The following is a 21,438-nucleotide window of genomic DNA, read 5'->3' on the forward strand; positions in this document are numbered from 1 at the left end:
ACAAAGATCAGCGAACCTTCTCGACCCCGGAGCCAGGGCGCGTGGTTTCTCGTTCAAACGTCTGCCAAAAAAATTGTACGGGGGCTTGAAACTTATTCTCGGTTTTCTATTTTTTCTCCGCCGGAAACGGCCCGGGTGCCCTTGGGGCCCGGAAGTGAGACGGGCGCCGGAGGTGTCCGGTGTCCGCTCGTACCCAACTTGCTCAGTGGAGGATTTGGCTATGAGAACTTCTTATGACTTTACCCCGTTCTGGCGGTCGTCGATCGGCTTCGACCGTCTCGTTGATCTCCTGGATGCGGCGCAGCAGCAGACTGAAGGTCACTATCCGCCGTACAATATTGAGAGGCTGGGCGAGGATCAGTATCAGATCTCCCTGGCACTGGCGGGCTTCCGACCTGACGAGATTAACGTCACGGCCGAGCAGAATGTGCTCACGATCGAAGGACGTAAGACGGATGAAAAGCGTGAATACCTCTACCAAGGTATTTCCGAACGCCAATTCCGTCGCCAGTTCAACCTCGCGGACTATGTTCAGGTAAGAACCGCGTCCTTTGACAACGGCCTTCTGCGCGTCGAGCTCGTCCGAGAAATTCCGGAAGCGATGAAGCCGCGCACGATTGCGATCAACGCTGGTTCTTCCGATTCCAACATCCGCCAGATCGACTCGAAAGCTGCCTAACCAGCAATAGGCGGCTCGGGCTATTCCGGGCCGCCGTAACTCGTCCGAACGTTGAAAGGAGACAGGAGGACATGACCCAGTCTTGGCCGTGTTCTCGACGACAACGTCTATGATCTCAACTCAATCCTTCACCCTGGATCGGTTTGCGATCATCCTCGCGATGTGCTGTCCGACCAAACGCTAACTCCGGCAGAAAAGCGGTCCGTCTTGGCGTCTTGGGCTTGGGATGCTGCGGCTGGCAGCGAATAGCGCGAACGGTTGGATGCACGGCTGATAACTGAGGAGGCAGCCTTGCGCCAGTTGAGCACAGCACGTGTCTAGGAAGGCTTCGGGTGATTTCGAAAGGAATTGTTCACTGTGAGGCTCGATGGAAGCGCAATCCCCTAAGCCTATCACGACCGTTAAGCACCCGTAGGCTGGGCGGGACCTTGGGTCGAATCTTGGGCCGTGGATATCGGGCGCGCACGCGTTCGGTCCCCGCCACACATGGCGGAGAGTCGTTATCGCTATGAGTAAAAAGCCGACATTCCGAGGGTTGACCGATGACGAGATCGCCGCTTTTGGCCACGCGCTGCGATCGGGGCGCGCGCGCTGGAGAGCAATGGGTTTCGAGAGTTGCGATGCAGAAGCCGAAGCTTACGGTCGGTTGCTACGAGCCCCCACCCCCACCATCGCGGCAATAACCGGCAGACGTGACTCGGGTACGAGCCTTACCTCGGATGCGATCGCTCATTCCAGCGGTGGCGGAAACGGCAAAGGCAACAACGTGGGTAACGGCGGAGGCGATGGGAGCCCGAACGGCAAAACCGACAAATATGGTTAGCCCCGCCGCGCGTCTAGAGGAAAGCGGGAAGGCGCTTTTTGCACCTTCCCGCGAGGACCTAATTTTCAGTACAGACCTTGATGGTCTTCATGCCAGTTTCAGCTTCGGCACGGGTTTTGAAAATGCCATTATCGACAATAGTCGTTGTCGTGGTCGTGGGCCTCTTGTCAACGACCGTGCATTTCTTGGTTGCCGGGTCGCGGACGACGTAATACTCGCTGACGACCGCGGTCTGTGCAAATGCACTCGCAGAAAATGAAAGTGCTAAGACTGCGACAAGTGCTTTTTTCATAAGTTCCTCCATTAGGTTAGGTGCGCGGATTTCAACCCAAGCCGCTTCGTTTTGTTCCGACTCGTAAGCACTCAACCGCAGGAACCATTGTTCGCTCTTTGGATTGTCAGACGTCTGTGAGCTAGAACAATGCCAATTCTTCGATACTTCATCGTTGTCGGTGCGGGCCTTTTGGCCTTGCTGTTTCTAACGGATGCTTATCTTCCGCGACCCGTTTACCAAGCTGCGCATATCCCCATCGATAAATCGACCATCAGGATTGCGAGCAAAGTTCGTGTGCCGCCTCCCATCATTATAGGTGCGAGCCTGCGGAACGACGGCCCTTAATTGCTCGTTGAAAGTAGCTGCTGATCGCGCCAGCTGAGAGGCATGGTCTGCTTGTGCGATCTCCTGTCCACTGCTGCGCGACGACAGCAAGCGAAGTGCCAGCGCGGCAAAAGGAGCTCGACAAGATTCTGATGCGAGCGCAGCGTTAGCAAGACTCGAAACTAAGGGGTCGCCCGCGCGGCGCAGCGGCTGACGGTGCCGCCAGAAAAAAGCCCGATCCAGCGCAAGGCTGAACCGGGCTGAGTTTGCGTGTACCGCCTGACGAATCAATTGAATGTCGAAGAGGCGAAATCGTTCCCAGCAAGAGAGAGCGCCAACGCTTGTGCGAACGATACCGGCAGCGGGAAAACGAAGCCCGGCCGATGGCCGGGCTCCTCATTCAGACTGAACGACTTGTGTAACGCGAGCGCTCCTGACGAACCTGCTCAGCCGAATAGGGATCGGCCGCGGGGTTATAAGAACCCCAACCCGATTTTTGCCAATCCGCGCGTCGGCTCTTTAGATCAACCGCGGAACGATCAAGAATATCGTCGAAACGCGCCTGATCGGCATCGGCTACGCGAGCGGTAACCAACGTGCCGCCTCGGCGTACTCCCTCGGCGTAGGCATCCGCGTCATCCTCTGAGATACCTGCTTGGGTCAGGGCCCCAACAATCCCTCCGGCCGCAGCACCGGCCGCCGCGCCGACTGCGGTTGCAGCCAGCCAACCGGCGGCCACAACAGGACCGAGACCGGGTATCGCGAGTAGACCGAGGCCTGCGAGCAACCCGGCGGCACCACCAAGCCCGGCACCGACGCCCGCGCCGGCGCCCGCTCCTTCCGCCCGGTCGTCCACGCCATCGCGATCGCGATCAACCTTGCCATCCTGTCCGTACCAGTTATCCGAATTATTCGCGATAATGCTGATGTCGGAGTGCGGTACGCCCGCCGCTTCCAATTCGTTCACCGCCCGCTGAGCGTCGTTGTAGTTGTCGTATAGCCGCGAAATAGTGACTGTCATATGTTGTTCCTTGTTGCCGATTAATTGGCCGCGTTGACGTTGCCTTGGAAGTCGACGGTGACGTTGGTGGTGGTACCGCCCTTGGCGGCCTTACCTCGCCAAATTCCGTCTTTGTCCTTTTTTAGAGCGGTGACGTTCGTGTAGCCCGCTTTCTCGATACGGCTTTTGGCCTGACTTTCTGTGAAGCTGTTTCGGCCTTCGACTGGAGCGTTGGAGTTGTTCTGCCCAGACGAGTTGACCGCGTTGTTGTTCGGCCCTGGTTGTGCCGCCGGTGTCTGAGCGAAAGCAGCGGTTGAGAAGAGTAAGGCAGCTACTGCCGTGGCCGTCGCTATTCTTTGGCTTTTCATTATTGGTTCCTGTTCCATGATCTCACTCGCAATGCCTGCGCACGGCGATAGTTGGGAGCCAAATAACAGGCCGACGTGCTGATTGTTCCGCAAGCCCATGCCAAATGCGCGCGCCATGCGATGCGCTACGCTGAATGTGGTTCTGATATTCAATCTCCCGCTCAGGTACTGGCTTGTTTTAACCCCTAGTGTCCTATTTTGAATTTCGCAGTGGCCTGATTTGAGTGCTGGACTCAGTTTTTGATTAGGCGCAGCGTCCCATCATCATACTCTGGCCCCTCAAGGAGGCCGCAATGAACACATTCATCCATACGGAGAACCTCAAGCTTTACCGAAAGGTGCTTGATGAGACGACCGACGAGAGCAAGCGCAAATCGCTGCTCGAATTGATCCGGGATGAAATGGCAAAAGAGCCAAAGCCGAAAGAATTTAAATCGTGAGGCTCGTCATGCGACAGCTTTGCTGACGCGTAGAAAAAGGGCCTACTCCTCCGAATCCAGGTTCCAATGTCTGAGGCCGGACAGACGGAGCTGCGGCCCGAGTTCACTCTTTCTCAGTTCATTTGGCTTGAGAGATTGCAATGTCGGTACAAGACAGACAGGTCATTCAAAGTCGGCTTCGGTTTCTTTCCGACTTACTCCGCGCACTACGTGGCGAAAAATTACCGCCACTTCCACCTGCTCGAAGGCTACGCCGCGGTCGTATGCACACCCCACACCAAGCTCAACAAATGAGGGTCGGTTCCCCACGCAACTAGCCGCGGGGCTAACCAGGTTCCCCAGCCCGCATAGATCGCTGTATCAGGCGATTCCGCTGCACAATCCCGGGCGCAGCGGAAACTTCAAGCAACTGAGACGTTGATGCTGGTCAATAACACTTGGAGAGGTTCAGAATGAAAAAGTCAGTTTTAGCCGTGCTAGCATCCGCCGCCATGCTTGTAGCCGTTCCAGCGGGAGCGCAGCAGACGAAAGCCCCCGGCCAGCAAATGCAGGATAAGGGCAGTGTCAAGGGCACCACCGGCGCGTCCGGATATACACCTGGTCATAAGATGCAGGACAAGGGATCGGTCAAGGGCACCACGGGCGCCTCTGGCTACGCGCCAGGTCATGCCGATCAGAAATCAGGTGCAAATTCTCGCAAACATTAGAAGCTTACGAAGGCCCCAGCATTGCTGGGGCCCCGCGCCATCATCGGCTTAAACCGCCTTGGCGCGAATTTGCTGCGCCGTAACTGGCGTGTCTTAACCTGGCTTACAGCTCCTGCCCTCGCGATGCCTTGGCTCCGGTCATGGCGCGTTCGCCAGATGCTTGCGGTGACGCTTCCGCGCGTAACGTTGTCGGTGATGTTTCGACCGCCCTGCCCAGCCGCCTGGCTGGAAATGCCCGGCGTCAGCCCAGCCCCAGACCGCGCCATGGATCAGGCCACATGCCCGCGCTATCGCCGTGGCAGAGGCCGGGATGCGTGGCCGCGTGACGTTGCGAGAGAACTGATTGATATCCAGCGCCATGCCTGACGGGTGCAGGGAGTTGCGTACAGAGCCATGCTTACGCCAGCCGCCCATGAACTTAATGCGGTACCCGGACGAATCCAGCTTATCGACAAGGCACCGGAGGGCATGAACAGCGCGGTCGGCAACATGAGCGGTTGCGGCGGACTTCGAGCGGATCGTGCCGGCATCCGACAGCGACGACAGTGCGCAGATGCACTGCTGCCAGAATGGCAGTGCGGATCATGACTATCCTTTCGTGTGATGCAACTGGACGGGCGTTGCGGCTATTGGTTCAAGCCGTCTGGGGGACGCAGCGGGCGGCTAAGGCCCGGCCGGTGTGAACTTGCTCTGTAGCCGGCCGGGCTGACTTCTAAACGTACTCCCGGTCGATGCCGCGAGGTCCGCGAACGAAGCTACGCCCATGCCCTCACTTGTCGTGCACAGTCACCCGCTTTGAGGCTGCAAATCTTCTCATCGAACCCAGCGATTTTGATCAGCACTTTGCCCAGTTCTCTGATTTCAGTCTGCATGCGCTTGCTCGTGGTCAGCCATCCGCCGATTGGCCAGAAACGCAGAGCGTTAGGCGTCTAGCTCTGAATCCCCAATGATTAGCCGCGATCGCAATGTTCCGTGGAACACGTCGCCCGAAAGCTCGTTAGGCCTCCGCAACAATGGAGAGACCGCCAATGGCTGATGATCTTACCGACCGCGGGCCACGAGACCGCGAGCGAATCAACCTTCAAGAGGGACATGAGGTCCGTTATTGGACCAAAGAACTGGGTTGCTCAGAGATCAAATTGAAGCAGGCAGTGGATGCCGTCGGCGTAATGGCCGAAGACGTTAAAACTTGGCTGGCCAAACAGTAGCCCCAAGGCTTCGATAAACCACTTTTCGTGAGGGACCCGACCATGGCAAAGACAAATCACGGCATCAGTCTGGACAAAAAGAACCAGGAACAGCCGACCGACAAAAAGCGCGCGCAAGACTCCAGCTCAAAGAATATACTGGGAAGCGGCCCGCAGAATAGCAGCACCGAAAAGTTATCAGCGCGCAACCCGCATCAGCGTCAGACTGACGATGGCGAAGCCCGCCAAAGCGCGGATGATATTCAACGCGAGCAGCTTGGGCCTCGAGGTGTGCCTGGAGAGCGCGATCCGGCAAAAATGACTCCGCAACGCGAGAAGAAAACTCCCAGACACATCGACCCAGGGCATACTAGCTAACCAGCGTTAGTCAGTTTGCCCCGCGCACAACATACCTGCCGAGGGCGACACGTATTTTACTACATTCTCATGCGGTCGTCCTCATCGATCCAATGAAAATCGGACGCTCCACACTTTCTGAAGGGGTGGACGGGCTGCCCGTTTGATGGGCCCGGGGTTGCGACTTGGAAGCTTGACTGAACAGATCGTCCAGCTCGACCGCTCGCACCGCTTCGATCAGATATGTGAGAGTCGGGACCTTAACCTTCGAGGCGACTGGGTTACCAGCCTAGCCCTCCTCGAACTCGATGGGCTGGAGCCGAATTTCACCGTAATAACGCTATGGCCGGCGGCATGCTCGACGAATATCGATCACACCGTGACCATGCCGTCCATTGCATCTGCATGAAAAAGCTTGCCCTCGATCATGAGATCGGCCGACGCTCGATTTTCGCTACCCGAGCGCGCCACGCGCTTCTATGCCGTCATTATCACCTTGATGGACGCGGCGCGCCCTAACGCCCGGCAGCATAAGCCTGCATTCCACGCGGGTTTGCGGCTGCTCTGAGCCATCCATCTTCGCGGGACGCTGCAGTCAGACGACCCTCTGACCAGTTCTCGCCCACCTCGACGATATGGCCGCGACCGCGCAGATCCTTGACAACTTCGGGCGCGATCCGGCTTTCAAGGACAAGAACACCGGGCCGCGCCAGACGCGGCCAGAACGACGCCGGGAAATGTTCAGTGTGCCACGCAGGCGCATCGATCGCCTGCTGGAGGTTGTATCCCGCGTGAATGTGACGGAGCAGAAGCTGGGTTGCCCATTGATCCTGCTGATCCCCGCCCGGCGTACCCCAGGCAAGGTAGGGCTCGCCTTCACGCATCGCGAGGGTCGGCGAGAGAGTCGAACGCGGCCGCTTGCCCGGCTGGAGCGACGCCGGATGCTCTTCGTCCAGCCAGAACATCTGCGCACGCGTGCCGAGACAGAAGCCCAGTTCCGGAATGATCGGCGACGATTGCAGCCATCCGCCCGACGGCGTTACCGAGATCATGTTGCCGTCGCGGTCGATGATATCGAAATGCACCGTGTCACCACGCTCGGCACTGATCCGCCCCACGGTCGGCTCGCCGGTGCCGATGGCCGAAACTGCCTCGCGCGAGCCGCCTGCCCGCATACCGATGGCCTTGCCGAATCCGGGAATGGTGCCGGGCATCAGCTCCATCGATGCCTTATGGGTGATCAGCTTGCGCCGCTCGACGTTATAGGAATCCGACAAAAGCCGTGCGACCGGAATATCGCTAAATTTGGGATCGCCATAGAAAACATCACGATCCGCGAAAGCCAGTTTCGCGCACTCCACCTGCAAATGAATGAATTCAGCGCCGCACGGATCGAGTTCGTCGAGATTGTATCCCTTGAGCAAGGCCAGTTGCTGAAGCAATGCCAATCCCTGTGTCCAAGTCCCCGCCTTGAATACGGTGTAGTTGTGATAACCGTAGCTGATCGGAGCCTCAATGGACGCGCTCCATCCCGCCATGTCCTGCCCGGTGAGCAAGCCATGATGTGGCGTGCCGGAGGAATCCATGACGGCATTCTTTCGGCAGAACGCATCGACCGCTTCGGCGATAAACCCTTGAGACCACATCTTGCGTGCGCGCTCGATCTGCGCTTGGCGAGTGCCACCGGCGGATTTTGCCTCGCTGAGCACGCGCGCATAGGTATCGGCGAGAGTCACGTTGCGGAAAATCTCTCCCGCCTTCGGAATCTCGCCGTTCGGCAGATAAAGGGCTGCCGACGTGAGCCAGTGCTCGCGGAAGAGATTTTCGACCGTCGCGATGGTGTCGCAAATACGCGGCACCAGCGGGTAGCCGTTTCTCGCATAGGAAATCGCCGGCGCGAGCACATCCTCGACCGACATCGTGCCGTAATCGCGCAGCAGCAGCATGTAGGCATCGAACGAACCGGGAATACACGCAGCAAGCAGGCCAGAGCCTGGAACAAGATCAAGCTCCATGTCACGGAAGCGATCAATGGTTGCGGCGGCGGGTGCCGGACCCTGACCGCAGATCACCTGCGGCTTCCCCTTCTGCACATCGTAAATCAGAATCGGCACGTCGCCGCCCGGCCCGTTGAGATGAGGCTCGACCACTTGCAGCACGAAGGCGATGGCGACTCCCGCATCCAATGCGTTGCCCCCGCGTTCGAGGATGCCCATGCCGACCGCGGTCGCGATCCAATGCGTCGTTGCAACGACGCCGAACGAACCCGTGATTTCGGGCCGTGTCGTGAAGCTGGTATCAAACGAGGTCGGCATACGCTTTGGCTCCCGTCCTGTTCACAGCGGGGCATGTTCCTGACCGCGGCAACGAAGTGCACTCGCGGCACTTCGAAAGCGACCTGATCGCCTGAAGCGACAGACGCTTTCGCGCCCAGTTGGGGCAACGTTTACGGAGCAGGACGCTTGCGGCCGCGATAGCTATCAAGTCCCCACCCTGAGTTCCGAGACCAGTCCGCGCAACGCTGCGATCGTGCTCAATGCAACGATCCGCCCGGTGCGCGGATTCTCCGAGGGAATGTTCTCGATCGCCATGCTGAATCGTGCGGTGTCGGAGTCCACATCAATCCGATGAGTGTTTCGGCTGAGCGACGGATCGGCCCAGATCTCGAGACGCGTACGGTCCGGTCCGATGCCGGCAAGGCTAAGCGCTGCGGCGACGTTGACGTTGGCGGGAAATCCGCGGGCGCCATCGCGCGCGGAGCCGTCGAAGACCTTCACCGGCGCGCTCAGATCGCGCACTGAAATGCCCTGCTCGACCAGATAAGGCGAACCATCGAGGCCAGCGGGCGGCTTGCGGGTCACCATCGTCACTGAATAGATCTCGCCTTCAGCCGCCGCACGGACGGCGTCGAGACCGATCAGTGCACCTGTCGGCACTAGAATGCGCGCGCCGCACTTGCGCGCTTGCTCGACCAATTCCCAGTTCGAGAGCAATTGCCCAACGCTCAGCGGCATGAACAGGCGCGCCTGCGCGATGGTGGCGGCGGCGATCGTCGAAAACAAAGCGGGCGGTAGGCCTTCCACGACGACGTCGCAGAGCTCCGGGAGCTTTTCCAGCCTCACAACGGGAACGGCTGGTCCCAGCGCCAAACCATCGCGTGCCTTTGCAGGATCGTGAACCGATACTGCAGCAAGAGCGAGACCTGGAATCCCCGCCTGGAGGCGACGGCCCACCTCAAGTCCGACCGCACCAAGACCAGCAAGACCAATTCGCAGGGGGAGTTCTCCAATACCGCTCATCCTAATCAATCCTCTTGGCATCCTGAACCGGCAACCTATAGTTCGACGAGACCGGCCAAACGCTAACTCAAGAAGAGCCGGCTATCCAAGGAGAGATATCCATAGGGAGAAAACGATGTCGTCCAAACGCCGGGCATGTCCGGGCGGCGCGTTCCGTGCCGCCATCATCTTCGCAAGTTCCTTTTGGCTGGTCGCAGCGGGTAACGCCTTCGCGGCGTCCTACCCCGAGCGCCCCATCAAGTTGATCGTGCCATGGGCGGCCGGCGGCGATACCGACAGTATCTATCGCGTTTTCGTCCCGCTCTTGCAGAAGCAACTCGGCCAGCCGGTGATCGTCGCCAATGTGGGCGGCGCGTCGGGGACCGTGGGTGAGCGCGAGGCCTCCAAGGCTGCGCCGGATGGCTACACGGTCTTTGCACCGCACGACTTTATCCATTCGGTCTATTTCGCCGGATTGACAGACATTAAGTACGACAAGGCCTTCGATACGATCTGTCTTGTAGCTTCGACGCCGTCGGTGATTACCGCGAGTCCGAAGACATCGTGGAAGACATTCAAGGAGATGGTTGCTGCTGCCAAAGCCCATCCCGACACAATTACCGTCGGCGCTTCGCTCGGCTCGACCAGCCAATACTCCATCGCACTGATGGCGAAAGCTGCGCAGCTCAAGCTCAAGTACGTTCCTTATGACGGCACAGCCAAGCGCATGAACGCGCTGCTCGGCGGTCATATCGACCTTGCCGACTCGAATCTCACGCAAAAGGCGAAGGTTGACGCCGGTCTGCTCAAATTCCTCGCCATCATGAGCGAGAAGCGGAGCCCGGAGCTGCCAGACGTACCGACCCTGAAAGAACTCGGCTACGACGTGGAGTATGCTGTCAATCGCGGCCTCATGGTGCCGAAGGGCGTGCCGGCGGAGATCCGGGCAAAGCTTGAGTCGGCTTGCGCTACGGCGGCGAAAGATCCTTCTTTCGCCGAGGCGATGAAGCTGCAAGGGACCAATGTCCGTTACCTCGACAGCAAGGACTACACCGCATTTCTGCAAAAAGAAGACGGGGTCACTAAAGAGATCACCAAAGATCTCGGCCTGCTGAAGCGCGAATAATGCTCACACGCGATGGCATTGCGGGGCTGGTCTGCCTCGCGGTCAGCATCTGGTTTCTACTGCTCACGCGCGGATTGCCGCCGACGATCATGGTGCCGATCGGCCCAGCGTTCTATCCGCGCGTGGTGCTGCTGATTCTTGCCGTGTTGAGTCTCATTCTCATCGTGCTCGACATCCTCGCTGGCGCGCGGCGTCGCGCCGCGCCAGCCGCAACACCTGAGGTCGCCGCGCCGCAATCCAACTACCTGCTCGTCCTCGCCACCTTCGTCGAGTTCGGCCTCTACATCGCGATCTTGCCGGCACTCGGCTTTCGCATCGCAACCTTCCTGTTCGTCCTGGCGCTGCAACTCACACTCGAATGGCCTCATTCGTGGAAGCGATGGGCGCTCGCCGTGAGCGTCGCCGTCGCGACCGCACTCGTCTGCCATCTGGTGTTCGAGAATTATCTGTCGGTCATCCTGCCACGCGGATCGTGGAGCGGGCTGTGAATCATTACGAATTGCTCCTCACCCATATCGGGACCATTCTGCATCTGAAGTATCTGGTGCCCCTGATCGCAGGTACTGTGGCCGGCGTGATCGGCGGCGCCCTGCCGGGCGTTACCATCACCATGACAGTGATCATGGTGTTACCCTTCACATTCGGGCTCGATCCGCTGCAGGGACTGGCGGCGATGATCGGCGTCTACACCGGCGGATCGGCGGGCGGTTCGATCACCGCGAGCCTGATTGGCATTCCCGGCACACCGTCCGCCGTTGCCACCACCTTTGATGGCTATCCGATGACGCGAAACGGTCAGCCGGGACGAGCGGTTTGGATCGGCGTCTGGGCGGCATTTCTCGGTGGTGCGATCGGCGGTCTTTTCCTAATCGAGCTTACGGGACCCTTTGCGTCGATCGCACTGCAGTTCGGGCCTTGGGAATTCTTCTCGCTCTTCATCTTCGCGCTGACGATGGTGGCCGGGCTGGTGGGCAAGTCGGTCACCAAAGGGCTGCTGTCGGGAGCGATTGGCCTCGTTGTCACGGTGGTCGGCCCGGATCCCATTCTCGGCACGCAGCGGCTGACAATGAATTTGAATTTTCTCGAAGGCGGACTCGACTTCCTGCCGGTGCTGATCGGCATTTTCGCTTTTGCGCAACTGATGCCGGATGTCGAGCGAATCGGACTGGAGACGACTGAGGAGCGCGCTTCGCGTCCGCTGGACCTCAAGGTATCGAAGTTTGCCGCACTATGGGAAATTCTCAGCCGGCCTTTTCTGCTGGTGTGGTCGACTCTGATCGGCGTCCTCATCGGCATCCTGCCGGCGATCGGCGGCAGCGCCGCCAACATCATGGCCTACGACCAGGCGAAGAAGTTCTCTCGCCATCCGGAGAAATTCGGCACCGGCATTCCAGAAGGCGTTATCGCCTCGGAATCCTCCAACAACGCCAATGTCGCCGGATCCCTGATGATGATCATGGCGTTCGGGATTCCCGGCGATGCGGTCACTGCGGTCATGTTGGGCGCACTGACTATCCACGGCATCCAGCCGGGCCCGTTGTTCATCTCGCAGCATCCTGATGTCGCCTATGGAATATACGGTGCCTACATCGTTTCATTGCCGCTGATGGTGTTGGTGATCTGGATCGGATCGCGCACATGGCTGCGCGTGATCATGATGCCAAAGTCGATCCTGATCCCAGTCATTCTTGTGCTCTCGGTCATCGGCGCCTATGCGCTCGGCAACAGCATGAACGACGTCTATGTCCTCGGACTGTTCTGCGCCATCGGCTATGCCATGGTGAAGGCGCATATTCCGCTCGCGCCGCTGATCCTGGGCGTGGTGCTTGGCGATGCGATCGAGTCGAATCTGATCCGCGCCGTCTCCACGGAGCCGGACCCATGGTTGTTTGTCACGCGGCCAATCTCCGGGCTGCTGTTGGCCGCTTCAATCGCCTCGATCGTTTTTGCCATCTGGCAACATCGCCGGGAGCGCTATCAGCTAGCCGACGCGGAAGAAGAAGACACAGACTTCTGATGCATTTGTTTTGAGACGGCTGATGCTGTGCGCCCGCTCGCAAACCACCATAGGCAATCCGAGGCGGATCATACACAATTGATGCGTGTCCTTGTTGCTGCCATTGTCGGTGTCGGTCTTATCCGAAAGGAACGCGCGTTGGAGGCGCAGGCAGTTGCTCGGCGAGGAGGAGCTCTTTGCAGAGCTTCGGATTAGGTTTAGGTGCCGTTGCCTCTACGCTTCGTCGGAGCATAAGGCATTCTGATGGACAAGATTCATTGAACAAAACCAATATTGGCTATTCTCGCCCCGACATTTTCGTCGCCCTGACGCGTGATCCAGCTATCGTTAACCCATCTTGACTGCGTATCGCGGATAAAGGGGATCGATATCTGAGCCCGGAAGTACCCCCACCACGGCTCGCGCAAACCCCAAACTTACCACAGCGATGTCTCTTGATGGCTGATTGGGTCGCGGTTGTGCATTTTTTAGAATGAGCAGGCCGTGCTCTTCGTATCGCTCAACCTCGCCCGGATGGTGCCAGAGTTTCTGCCTCGCGATCCAGAAATCCTCAACTGCTTCGGTGGTAAAAACGATGCTCCCAATGTCTGAGACAAATCCCAATCTGTTGAAGTGCTCAACGATTTCATTATCCGACATTTTAATGCGGCTGCGCGGAGTAGCCGTAATAGTAACCATTTGAATCAAATGCCTAGTTGCCCCGATTGGGACAAGATGGCTTTCGGTTCTTGAGATGGACTTAACAATTTAGTTAGCTTTGGCTCGGTGCGAGTTAGCGCGAAAGAGAACCGCAACCGGCCGAGAGTTAACGCTGCGCTATGAAAGTGCTCGACGCGACCGTCTGATACGGAAATAAAGACAAGCGGCCCGGTGGCGGAATGTTACGCGGAAGCGCTGCAAACGTTTCATATCCTGGTTCAAATCCAGGCTGGGCCTCCAATGTTTCGAGTTCGAAAAGGTGGCCGAGTGGCTTATGGCACCGCGGAAACGGCACACGGAAGACCGTGTCGAAAGTTCGAATCCTCTCCGCTTTCCTCCATTTTCTGCGACCGTAACGATGCTATCGCGGAGCTTTTGTGAGCGGGAGTTTCCTTTGAATTGGCTGGAGATTCTGGGGTTTTTTCGCCTCAGAATTTCTTTAGGTACGCAATTGGAGAATGAATGCGTCTTGAAAACCCCGCCATTGGCGGGCCTTTCAAGATCGAAACGGTAATATTCTCCAAAAACGCACACTGGCTGGCTGGCGATACAGTGCTAATAGCACCAGTCTCTGCGTCAATTCCCTGCAAACAGGGAATTTTACAAGGAAAATTTGCAATCACTGATTTTGACAAGCCAAAATTCCAAGTAAAACGACTGCGCCGCAGGTACTTCTTGAACAATCGCTTACGGAACTAACAGGGAAATATCTTCAAGACATCAGGGAAAGTGCGGACGCTAACAGGGATATGCTATATAGCCTAATAGCGCATTTTCCACGGCACCGAGCTGCCGCGACAAGCGTCTGATAAATCGAAACGCGGCTGATATTCTGCGTGAACGTACGGTATTCCTGAAATCCGAGTAGGCACGCCCGACGGTGGCGGCCTATGATCTAGCCCGCGCTCAATGCAGCCCCTCGCGAACATACATTAGATCACTGATATAGGCCGTGCATGTTCACGCTAGCGGCGCGTCATTAAGGCCTCTGCCCTAGAGAAGTGGCCTCTGGGGAACCGTAATTGACGTTTAAGTAATCCATCGCAGCGGCAACGTCATCGTCCGGGAGTGCGGAACCCAGAAAAACCATCCGATGAACGACACTTCTCCACTCCTGCGGCGATCGCTTCGCAGCAACGACACGGTGAAGCCCATGACACGTCACGCAACCGCCTTCCGCAAATTCCTTTCCATTTCTGTCTGGTAACTTGACCTCTGCTGGAGCGGGAAGGTTTACGCCAGGTCCGAAGTTTAAAGTCAGTGCCTGCATTGCGGGCGCTTTGCCGAGTAAGGACTTCTGCTTCCTCCTCGCTCCTTGCGGCTACGATGAATTAGAAACCCTCTCTTCGTGAAGCCTCATTTTGTCTCAAGGGTGATGACGGCGAACACTTGCTGACGACTGAGCTAGCCCATTCTGAACTTGTATTCCAAGCTCAGCCAGCGGCTTTCCAACACTCTAGGCGGTAGCAGCGATGGAAGTAATGACGTGTGAACGGCCTCGGCATGCCGTTCCCGGAGTTGCTGTTTTCGCATCAAGCTTACGCCGACACGAGTTTCTGCGCAGCCTCTGAGATTCGTCTTCGTAGTACAGAGCCTATGGTGAAAGACGGCTTGTGAAGGAAAACAAACGAGACTTAGCGCCGTTTTATTTCCAACAATAAATCCTCTCCCATGCGGTACATACATCGAGCAATCTTCGTTCGAGCATTTCGACAAAGCAGCGCGCCGCTAACGTCAGTGGGCGACTAGGATGATGTAAGAAATACGACTCAAGATGCATGACTGGCTTAAAGATCGGATAAATAAATAGATCCTTTCTGTCCAGGTACTGCATGACACCGATAGCCTGACATACTGCGCCCCAATCTGAGCGCCTGATACTCTCGATAGTTCCCACAAACCCGTCCACCTTCATGACGCGGCTTGCAACGATTTGACCACCAGTGATGTAGTCAAGCAGGGTTGCGCCCATTAAATGACGCTCTGACGGCACGACAAGTTTGAGTTCTTTCATTGCCGACAGATCAATGGGACTGAATTGGGGACCGTTGATAGGTCGTCCCGAGATCAGCACAAAGTGATCTCGATAAGCTGGCCTACAGGCTAATCCGCTATGATCGACAGGCAGCGCACCCAGCGCGACATCGAGAAAGCCGGATTGTACTTGTTCGGTGACATAGCGGCTAAATGCTTCAACGACGGTCAGATCAACGTTAGGATACAAACTTGTGAATTCTTGCAGCAAGTCGCCAAGGATCCCGAAGCTGGTTGCCGAAGGCATCCCCACGCGAAGTGAACCGGATACGCTATTGCCCTGAACCAGGTCGCGCATCTCCTGCTTTGCGAAAGCCAGGGTACGAGCTATCGGCTGACAAAGTTCATAGAATCGCCGCCCAGCTACAGTCGCCTCAACGCCCTTTTTTGTCCGGTCGAATACGGACGTGCCCAGTTCTTCTTCGAGATTGCGAATCTGCATGCTTAGGGCCGATGGCACGACATGCATGCGCTCAGCAGCCTTAACAAAGCTGCGCTCCTCATAGACACTCATAAAATAGTGTATGAGACGGATATCCATTCAGATCCTCCACCCTTGAAACTTTCACGCCTCGTTCTATGGGCGCTCTATCGCGCGAGATTCTACGCTATGAATCTGGCGACAGCATCATTCAAAGCACGAGATGCGCTTTGATCAAGGCCACTCGCGGCCATGTGGCCATACACGCTGTTGATCTCCATGTAATGGCATTCCGGAATATGGCGCGACGCCCAAACCGCTGCATCTGCTGGATTATAAAGATCCAACGACGGCGCAGCTATAAAGGTCGGGGCACGCACTGAGTTCAGGGCAGCGACCGTGTCTCCGTTGAATGAACCCAGTTTCCCCACATCATGAAGGTCGTAAGCTCTTGACTGATAGATCCAGTCTATCGACTCGAAGCCCTGGGATCGCCACCAAGATCTTCGGAGGTCAAGCCATGGGCAGGGATCAGATTTTCCCGGGCTTCGACAGAAATCCAGAATCTCGGCATCGAATTGACTCGGAGTGCGCATCGACAGGGCGAGCATGAGAGGTACCCAATCATACCAGGGATCGGTGGCCGGCTCGCCACCCAATTCGTGGCACATCCCCCGCTCCAATGTCGAGCGCGCCAATAGATTTACGAGGCGGGCCCAGGGTGTCGTTTTCGCCATAGGGGTCAGAGCCACGATCCGACGCATAGCCTCCGGATACATGACACCCCAAGCGAGCGATTGCATACCGCCCATCGATGCACCGGCAACGAGATCAAGTTTTTCAATACCCAGCCGCTTCACCAGAGACGCTTGGCTGCGCACCATGTCGCCAATTGTAAATTGCGGGAACAAATATCCGGGCTGGCTACGCGATGTGGAGGGTGACGTCGTCAGACCATTTCCGATTGCGTCAATAGCAAGTATGCGCAGACGGGAGGGGTCGAGTGCCTGCCCGGTGCCAATCATAAAATCCATTCTATGGTGCGTGCTTCCAATCGCACATAATGCAAGTGCGATCGGCAGCCGGTCGTCGCGCGAATCACCGTGCACGGCAAAAGATATCGAGAAATCCTCGATAACACCGCCGGAATCCAGCGGGAAGTCACCAAGGCTGACCGAGTAATGCGGTGCGTCGACCCATCCGAGCTGAAAAGGCGGATGCCGCAAAGGTTGAACAGCAGAGACCGTGAGTAACGCCTCAGCAAGATCGCTCACGCGCGTCAACCGGAATGACTAGGCGCTCGCCGCTGCGAACGCACAAATGCAGCTGCCTCATCTATAGCAGTCATGACCTCAGGTACGATTCCCACCATCTGAAGGAAGCCGTGGATAAGACCCGGCTGAATCGAATCCTGGACCGAGACACCAGCTTCTTTCGCTCGTTGTGCAAACAGATCGCCTTCGGTGCACAGAACATCACACTGCGCGGACAACACAAAGAGAGGAGGCAAACCTCGAAGATCCGCGTGCAGCGGAGCCACAAGGGGATCGGTGACCGCAACTGGCGGGAGCGAACGCTCGAGATACAGCTTCCGAAACCATGCCATGCGGCTGCTGGAGAGTCCGTAGCTTCCATCGCCGAATGTGCGATGAGACAGCGTCTCCTCGTCGGCCGCATAGGCACCGTAAAATAGCAGGGCCGCGTCCGGCAGCGTCGATCCGGCGTTTCGCAAGCTGAGCATCAGCCCTACCGCGAGGTTCGCTCCCACAGAATCGCCCCCGATAAATCGCAGCGAAGGCGCGCCCGGCCACGTCGAAGATAGTGAGCGCCATGCCGCCAGGGAATCGTTCAAAGCATCCGGAAACGGAAATTCGGGAGCAAGCCGATAGTTGATTCCAATCACTTCCAATCCGGTTCGCGCGGCGAGGTGAGCCATGGGAGAAAGATGAGTATCTATCGATCCGAACACCCATCCGCCGCCGTGCAGATAGAGCATTTGGCCCACCAACTCTCTGGTCTGAGCCGGAACTATCCTTACCGCGGACAGATCCGACGGTGCGCACGGGATAGAAAAGCGTTCGATAGCGACGTCGGAGGGAAGCGTCGGCCGCCATCCCCTTTGAACGTCCTCATACCGGGCACGAGCCTCGGCGAGTGGCAAAGTCGCCGGATCCATCGTTGACTGGTTCGCGGCACGGATGGCTTCAATAACCGGCACAACATTTGGTGCGAGTAACCGGTCGATCTCTGCCAACGAGTCAAGAGTGGGCTGCGGTGGATGTTCCATCCGGCTACTCAACTCCCTTTATCACTTTCATAGTTGCCCCATCGGCCTCCACTTGCTCCCGCGTCCCCTCGAAAATAATCGCTCCACGTTCGATCACGTAGAGCCGGTCCGCAAAACGAGGCAGGTGGTAAAAGTTCGACTCAGCGAGCAATACGGAGCGACCCTGGTCAAGAATGCTTCGCAGGCCATTGCTGATGGTAGGCAAGATCGCGGGCGAAAGACCTTCAAATGCTTCATCCAGTAAAAGAAGCTCGGGATCCAGCGCAAGTGCGCGGGCGATTGAAACCATTTTGCGCTCCCCCCCGGATAGCTGCTGCCCTCCCCGGTGCGCATATGATCTCAGCTTCGGAAATATCGCGTAGGCCGCTTCGATCCGCTCATCCGCCGATTTGGTTGATTTGCGTGTCCAGGTCGGCAACGCGATATTATCCTCAACGGTCAGATCTCCGAACACATCGCTACCCTCCGGCGTGTAGCCTAGTCCGGCCGCAGCAATGCGGTGCGTCGCGAGCTTGTTCAAATCTTTACCGCGCCACAAGATTTGCCCACCTCCGATCGCTTCGAATCCCATGATCGCCCTGAACGTGGTAGTCTTCCCCGCGCCATTGCGCCCGACAAGACACACCAACTCTCCAGGAGACACACGCAGTGAGACACCGTGCAGTACGCGGTTTCTCATGATCGATACATTCAGCCCCTCGATTTGAAGCGTCATGCATGTGCCTCCTTGCCGATCACGACAGAGAGAACGGCTTCATCAGCAAAGAACTTCTCAGTAGGTAGATCAGCGATCTTTCGTCCGCCCTGCATGGCAATGATCCGGGACGAATAACGCCGCACGAGATCCATATCATGCTCAATCAGGAGAATTGCACCAATTCCCATCTGGCTCGCAGCAGACAACAAAGTTTCCATCACACCATGCTTGTCAGCCGTTGAAACGCCAGCCGTTGGCTCGTCCAGCAGAATTACTTTCGGACGCAATGCAAAAGCGCTAGCAACGTCAAGCAACTTACGCTTGCCATGCGGCAACGAATTTGCAGAACTTTCAAGCGAATCTGTCAGTCGAAATGCTGCGGCAATCGCCGCGACGGCTTCTCGCACTTCACGATAGCGCGAAGCGTCCGCGAACATTTTCCATCGCAAACCAAGACGTGAGCAGGATGCGACGGTGAGCGCTTGCCTTACGGTGAGATCGGGAAATACGCTCACCAGCTGAAACGCGCGCGCGAGACCTCGCGTCGAAAGATCTACGGGACTAAGTCCCGCTATGTCGCGCCCCATAAATCGCACGCTCCCCTCCGTGGGTGAATGCAATCCAGTGAGAACATTGACGAGCGTCGTCTTGCCAGCACCATTTGGTCCGACCACGGACACAAACTCGCCGTTAGCCAGATTGAGATCGACGCCCTGCATGGCGACGAAACTCCCGTACGATTTGGAGATGTTCTGCGCGACGAGCAGATGGTCACTGGACATCAACGCCTCCATCTGGCCAGAATCTGCTTCGCAGTACCCAAAAGACCTCCCGGCATTCCGATCACGAGCAGCGCCAGCACGACGCCCAGAAAAAATCGCCAATACTGGGTGGCAGCCTGTAACTCGTCCTGAAGCAGAATGAATATCAAAGCTCCTGCGATAGGTCCTATGAGCTCCTGATAGCCACCAAGAATCGCCATGAAAACGAGATGACCGGATTGCTGCCAGTACGATAGTTCGGGATCGGCGAGCCCGGTGCTTATCGCAAGCATCGCACCCCCAACGGAACCATAGATCGCGGAGATGACAAAGGCGACCGCGCGTACTTGGCGAACCTTCACTCCGAGATAACTTGCTTTCACTTCATTATCGCGTGAGGCCTGAAGATGTAGCCCGTAAGGCGATCGGACTATACGCCACATAATCCACGCACTCACGATCAGCAAAGCCAGGCAATAATAGTAGAACGGGCCTGTCAGAAATCCCATCTTGTCAACTTGCGAGAAGTCGATGCCAAGAAGCGATGGCTGCGGAACATTCATTCCGCTGTCCCCGCCCGTCAAATCATAAAATTTGTTGAGGAACGAATAGAATAGCATGCCAAACGAAAGCGTCAGCATGCCGAAAAAAATGCCGGAGAACCGGCTTGCGATCCATGCCAACGGGATGGAGATCGCTAACGCAGCCGCCACGGCGAACAGCAGCATCAATTCGAATGCCGCGTTGCCGGTGAGCCGAACTGCCAAAGCAGACGAATATGCGCCGATGGCCAGAAACAGCGCGTGACCGAAAGACAATTGGCCGCCATATCCAAACAGCAGGTTGAACCCGAGCAAGGCAACTGCGTATGCCATGAACGGGATACCGAGGCTGACGTAATAGATATTCGTAACGTGAGGCGCCGCGGCAAGCGCCACGACGGCGACAAACAACATCACCTTCACGGTGATTCCGGATCGACTGCGGGTACCGTCCGATTCCACCGACATATCCAGCGCTGATGCGGTTTGCTTCATTACAACGCCTTTCCAAATAGGCCGGTCGGCCACCAGATCAAAACGATCAGCACGACCGCGTAGGTCGCCAGGATATCGACTTCAGGATAGATGAAGAGTGCTGCGGCGCGGATCAGACCAACGATAACCGCACCTACTGCGGCGCCTTTCATGCTGCCGAGACCGCCAATGACTATGACCGCAAATGCATCGACGACCAGTTCGACGCCCATTTGTAGCGATGCCGCGGCCGTCGGCACAACAAGCGCTCCACCGACCGTGCTTAATGTTGTCCCTAATGTGAAGACCAGCAAATATACCAGCCGAACGTTCACTCCCATTGCGGCGCTCGTCTCGCGATTCTCGGCGGTAGCACGCAATACTTTCCCCGAAGTCGTATGACTCAAGAACCACGTCAGACCCACACCGATAACGACGGCGGCAAGAATGACAAAGAGATTGTACATAGGCATCTGCACGCCACCCACGTTGATCGAACCGTAGACCATCGATACGTTCGGCAGTTGGCGAGGATACGCACCCCAAAAGAAGCGAAGCACATCCTGGAAAATCAGGATGAGCGAGAAAGTCAAAAGCAACTGGAATGACTCAGGACGACGATAAATCGTGCTCAAAACACGCTCCAGTGGCAATCCTATCAATCCCGCCACCAGCCCGGACGCCAACAAAACAAGGGGAAACAGCGGGACCGGAAGCCCCTGCGCCAGCGCCCATGTGGTCACGGATACGCCCAGATACGCACCTAGGGCATATATCGAGCCGCATGCGAGATTGACGATTCTTTGAACACCGAAACTGAGTTGCAGTCCGGATGTCAGCAAGAAAAGCGCGGCTCCGTGAAAGAGCCCTGCGATTAGTATGCTAGCCGCTGTAGCCATAGATGATATCGCCGCCACGACATGCGGTCGGCGCCCCTTCTCTG

At 57.1% G+C, this 21,438-nt stretch carries 22 protein-coding genes and 2 tRNA genes; 11 read left to right on the forward strand and 13 right to left on the reverse strand.

Going from position 1 to position 21,438, the window contains the following annotated elements:
• The first annotated feature begins 220 nt into the window (after window positions 1-220).
• Complete coding sequence (locus tag ASC80_RS10665; RefSeq protein WP_056296578.1) at window positions 221-679, forward strand: Hsp20 family protein; 459 nt, start codon at window positions 221-223, stop codon at window positions 677-679.
• Window positions 680-1,187: 508 nt separating this feature from the next.
• Window positions 1,188-1,502, forward strand: a complete 315-nt coding sequence (locus ASC80_RS24245) for a hypothetical protein (RefSeq protein WP_210168415.1) — start codon at window positions 1,188-1,190, stop codon at window positions 1,500-1,502.
• 58 nt (window positions 1,503-1,560) lie between these two features.
• On the opposite strand, the gene ASC80_RS10670 is transcribed toward ASC80_RS24245, so the two are convergent.
• The 3 genes from ASC80_RS10670 to ASC80_RS10680 form a co-directional block, all read right to left on the reverse strand.
• Complete coding sequence (locus tag ASC80_RS10670) at window positions 1,561-1,794, reverse strand: hypothetical protein (RefSeq protein WP_056298705.1); 234 nt, start codon at window positions 1,792-1,794, stop codon at window positions 1,561-1,563.
• Between the two features lie 706 nt (window positions 1,795-2,500).
• Window positions 2,501-3,121 (reverse strand): general stress protein, encoded by a 621-nt coding sequence (locus ASC80_RS10675; RefSeq protein ID WP_056296582.1) that lies wholly within the window; start codon window positions 3,119-3,121, stop codon window positions 2,501-2,503.
• Window positions 3,122-3,141: 20 nt separating this feature from the next.
• Window positions 3,142-3,468: a hypothetical protein gene (locus ASC80_RS10680; protein WP_056298708.1), complete on the reverse strand. Its 327-nt coding sequence runs from the start codon at window positions 3,466-3,468 to the stop codon at window positions 3,142-3,144.
• Between the two features lie 293 nt (window positions 3,469-3,761).
• Here ASC80_RS10680 and ASC80_RS24165 point away from each other — a divergent pair, with 293 nt between their 5' ends.
• The 4 genes from ASC80_RS24165 to ASC80_RS23060 all read left to right on the forward strand — a co-directional run bounded on the left by ASC80_RS24165 (window position 3,762) and on the right by ASC80_RS23060 (window position 6,180).
• Window positions 3,762-3,908 carry a hypothetical protein gene (locus ASC80_RS24165; protein ID WP_200941183.1) on the forward strand — a complete coding sequence of 49 codons (147 nt, stop codon included), beginning with the start codon at window positions 3,762-3,764 and terminating at the stop codon, window positions 3,906-3,908.
• Between the two features lie 452 nt (window positions 3,909-4,360).
• Window positions 4,361-4,615, forward strand: a complete 255-nt coding sequence (locus ASC80_RS23055) for a hypothetical protein (RefSeq protein WP_082512520.1) — start codon at window positions 4,361-4,363, stop codon at window positions 4,613-4,615.
• A 1,028-nt stretch (window positions 4,616-5,643) separates the two neighbouring features.
• Window positions 5,644-5,823, forward strand: a complete 180-nt coding sequence (locus ASC80_RS10690; protein ID WP_056296588.1) for a DUF3606 domain-containing protein — start codon at window positions 5,644-5,646, stop codon at window positions 5,821-5,823.
• A gap of 42 nt (window positions 5,824-5,865) precedes the next feature.
• On the forward strand, window positions 5,866-6,180 hold the full coding sequence (locus tag ASC80_RS23060; protein WP_082512521.1) for a hypothetical protein: 315 nt from the start codon (window positions 5,866-5,868) through the stop codon (window positions 6,178-6,180).
• 494 nt (window positions 6,181-6,674) lie between these two features.
• Here ASC80_RS23060 and ASC80_RS10695 read toward each other — a convergent pair whose 3' ends face one another.
• Window positions 6,675-8,474 carry a gamma-glutamyltransferase family protein gene (locus ASC80_RS10695; RefSeq protein ID WP_056296590.1) on the reverse strand — a complete coding sequence of 600 codons (1,800 nt, stop codon included), beginning with the start codon at window positions 8,472-8,474 and terminating at the stop codon, window positions 6,675-6,677.
• Between the two features lie 165 nt (window positions 8,475-8,639).
• The gene (locus ASC80_RS10700) at window positions 8,640-9,458 is read right to left on the reverse strand and encodes an aspartate dehydrogenase (RefSeq protein ID WP_056296592.1); all 819 of its coding nucleotides are present in this window, start codon (window positions 9,456-9,458) and stop codon (window positions 8,640-8,642) included.
• Between the two features lie 115 nt (window positions 9,459-9,573).
• Between ASC80_RS10700 and ASC80_RS10705 the strand changes: the two genes are divergently transcribed.
• The 3 genes from ASC80_RS10705 to ASC80_RS10715 are packed head-to-tail and all read left to right on the forward strand — an operon-like array spanning window position 9,574 to window position 12,580.
• Window positions 9,574-10,563 (forward strand): Bug family tripartite tricarboxylate transporter substrate binding protein, encoded by a 990-nt coding sequence (locus tag ASC80_RS10705; protein ID WP_056296595.1) that lies wholly within the window; start codon window positions 9,574-9,576, stop codon window positions 10,561-10,563.
• Window positions 10,563-11,051 (forward strand): tripartite tricarboxylate transporter TctB family protein, encoded by a 489-nt coding sequence (locus ASC80_RS10710; RefSeq protein ID WP_056296598.1) that lies wholly within the window; start codon window positions 10,563-10,565, stop codon window positions 11,049-11,051. The genes ASC80_RS10705 and ASC80_RS10710 overlap by 1 nt, the downstream gene beginning before the upstream one ends.
• Entirely contained in the window at window positions 11,048-12,580 is a 1,533-nt protein-coding gene (locus ASC80_RS10715) for a tripartite tricarboxylate transporter permease (protein WP_056296601.1), read from the forward strand. The genes ASC80_RS10710 and ASC80_RS10715 overlap by 4 nt, the downstream gene beginning before the upstream one ends.
• A 327-nt stretch (window positions 12,581-12,907) precedes the next feature.
• On the opposite strand, the gene ASC80_RS10720 is transcribed toward ASC80_RS10715, so the two are convergent.
• A complete protein-coding gene (locus ASC80_RS10720) occupies window positions 12,908-13,258 on the reverse strand; it encodes a hypothetical protein (RefSeq protein ID WP_056296603.1) in 351 nt (116 codons plus the stop codon).
• Window positions 13,259-13,444: 186 nt separating this feature from the next.
• Between ASC80_RS10720 and ASC80_RS10725 the strand changes: the two genes are divergently transcribed.
• Together ASC80_RS10725 and ASC80_RS23690 are read left to right on the forward strand one after the other, a co-directional pair.
• Window positions 13,445-13,519: transfer RNA gene (locus ASC80_RS10725), tRNA-Cys, on the forward strand.
• 13 nt (window positions 13,520-13,532) lie between these two features.
• A tRNA-OTHER gene (locus tag ASC80_RS23690) sits at window positions 13,533-13,619 on the forward strand.
• Window positions 13,620-14,924: 1,305 nt separating this feature from the next.
• Here ASC80_RS23690 and ASC80_RS10730 read toward each other — a convergent pair.
• From ASC80_RS10730 to ASC80_RS10760, 7 genes are all read right to left on the reverse strand, one after another.
• Window positions 14,925-15,854, reverse strand: a complete 930-nt coding sequence (locus ASC80_RS10730) for a LysR family transcriptional regulator (protein WP_056296606.1) — start codon at window positions 15,852-15,854, stop codon at window positions 14,925-14,927.
• A gap of 62 nt (window positions 15,855-15,916) precedes the next feature.
• Window positions 15,917-17,008, reverse strand: a complete 1,092-nt coding sequence (locus ASC80_RS10735; RefSeq protein WP_200941184.1) for an alpha/beta fold hydrolase — start codon at window positions 17,006-17,008, stop codon at window positions 15,917-15,919.
• 5 nt (window positions 17,009-17,013) lie between these two features.
• Complete coding sequence (locus ASC80_RS10740) at window positions 17,014-18,021, reverse strand: alpha/beta hydrolase (RefSeq protein WP_082512523.1); 1,008 nt, start codon at window positions 18,019-18,021, stop codon at window positions 17,014-17,016.
• A gap of 4 nt (window positions 18,022-18,025) precedes the next feature.
• Entirely contained in the window at window positions 18,026-18,736 is a 711-nt protein-coding gene (locus tag ASC80_RS10745) for an ABC transporter ATP-binding protein (protein WP_056296612.1), read from the reverse strand.
• Window positions 18,733-19,500 carry an ABC transporter ATP-binding protein gene (locus tag ASC80_RS10750; protein ID WP_244487248.1) on the reverse strand — a complete coding sequence of 256 codons (768 nt, stop codon included), beginning with the start codon at window positions 19,498-19,500 and terminating at the stop codon, window positions 18,733-18,735. The genes ASC80_RS10745 and ASC80_RS10750 overlap by 4 nt, the downstream gene beginning before the upstream one ends.
• Entirely contained in the window at window positions 19,500-20,516 is a 1,017-nt protein-coding gene (locus ASC80_RS10755) for a branched-chain amino acid ABC transporter permease (protein ID WP_056296614.1), read from the reverse strand. Before ASC80_RS10755 ends, ASC80_RS10750 begins: the two co-directional genes overlap by 1 nt.
• A complete protein-coding gene (locus ASC80_RS10760) occupies window positions 20,516-21,394 on the reverse strand; it encodes a branched-chain amino acid ABC transporter permease (protein WP_056296615.1) in 879 nt (292 codons plus the stop codon). The genes ASC80_RS10755 and ASC80_RS10760 overlap by 1 nt, the downstream gene beginning before the upstream one ends.
• Between the last annotated feature and the right edge of the window lie 44 nt (window positions 21,395-21,438).

Origin of the sequence: Afipia sp. Root123D2, assembly GCF_001425835.1 — a bacterium.
Classification (GTDB): domain Bacteria; phylum Pseudomonadota; class Alphaproteobacteria; order Rhizobiales; family Xanthobacteraceae; genus Afipia.

What these genes read in the sequence shown, in the direction of transcription:
- ASC80_RS10665 (WP_056296578.1), top strand. Translation starts at nt 221, where the DNA reads ATGAGAACTTCTTATGACTTTACCCCGTTCTGGCGGTCGTCGATCGGC.
- ASC80_RS24245 (WP_210168415.1), top strand. Translation starts at nt 1,188, where the DNA reads ATGAGTAAAAAGCCGACATTCCGAGGGTTGACCGATGACGAGATCGCC.
- ASC80_RS10670 (WP_056298705.1), bottom strand. Translation starts at nt 1,794, where the DNA reads ATGAAAAAAGCACTTGTCGCAGTCTTAGCACTTTCATTTTCTGCGAGT.
- ASC80_RS10675 (WP_056296582.1), bottom strand. Translation starts at nt 3,121, where the DNA reads ATGACAGTCACTATTTCGCGGCTATACGACAACTACAACGACGCTCAG.
- ASC80_RS10680 (WP_056298708.1), bottom strand. Translation starts at nt 3,468, where the DNA reads ATGAAAAGCCAAAGAATAGCGACGGCCACGGCAGTAGCTGCCTTACTC.
- ASC80_RS24165 (WP_200941183.1), top strand. Translation starts at nt 3,762, where the DNA reads ATGAACACATTCATCCATACGGAGAACCTCAAGCTTTACCGAAAGGTG.
- ASC80_RS23055 (WP_082512520.1), top strand. Translation starts at nt 4,361, where the DNA reads ATGAAAAAGTCAGTTTTAGCCGTGCTAGCATCCGCCGCCATGCTTGTA.
- ASC80_RS10690 (WP_056296588.1), top strand. Translation starts at nt 5,644, where the DNA reads ATGGCTGATGATCTTACCGACCGCGGGCCACGAGACCGCGAGCGAATC.
- ASC80_RS23060 (WP_082512521.1), top strand. Translation starts at nt 5,866, where the DNA reads ATGGCAAAGACAAATCACGGCATCAGTCTGGACAAAAAGAACCAGGAA.
- ASC80_RS10695 (WP_056296590.1), bottom strand. Translation starts at nt 8,474, where the DNA reads ATGCCGACCTCGTTTGATACCAGCTTCACGACACGGCCCGAAATCACG.
- ASC80_RS10700 (WP_056296592.1), bottom strand. Translation starts at nt 9,458, where the DNA reads ATGAGCGGTATTGGAGAACTCCCCCTGCGAATTGGTCTTGCTGGTCTT.
- ASC80_RS10705 (WP_056296595.1), top strand. Translation starts at nt 9,574, where the DNA reads ATGTCGTCCAAACGCCGGGCATGTCCGGGCGGCGCGTTCCGTGCCGCC.
- ASC80_RS10710 (WP_056296598.1), top strand. Translation starts at nt 10,563, where the DNA reads ATGCTCACACGCGATGGCATTGCGGGGCTGGTCTGCCTCGCGGTCAGC.
- ASC80_RS10720 (WP_056296603.1), bottom strand. Translation starts at nt 13,258, where the DNA reads ATGGTTACTATTACGGCTACTCCGCGCAGCCGCATTAAAATGTCGGAT.
- ASC80_RS10730 (WP_056296606.1), bottom strand. Translation starts at nt 15,854, where the DNA reads ATGGATATCCGTCTCATACACTATTTTATGAGTGTCTATGAGGAGCGC.
- ASC80_RS10740 (WP_082512523.1), bottom strand. Translation starts at nt 18,021, where the DNA reads ATGGAACATCCACCGCAGCCCACTCTTGACTCGTTGGCAGAGATCGAC.
- ASC80_RS10745 (WP_056296612.1), bottom strand. Translation starts at nt 18,736, where the DNA reads ATGACGCTTCAAATCGAGGGGCTGAATGTATCGATCATGAGAAACCGC.
- ASC80_RS10750 (WP_244487248.1), bottom strand. Translation starts at nt 19,500, where the DNA reads ATGTCCAGTGACCATCTGCTCGTCGCGCAGAACATCTCCAAATCGTAC.
- ASC80_RS10755 (WP_056296614.1), bottom strand. Translation starts at nt 20,516, where the DNA reads ATGAAGCAAACCGCATCAGCGCTGGATATGTCGGTGGAATCGGACGGT.
- ASC80_RS10760 (WP_056296615.1), bottom strand. Translation starts at nt 21,394, where the DNA reads ATGGCTACAGCGGCTAGCATACTAATCGCAGGGCTCTTTCACGGAGCC.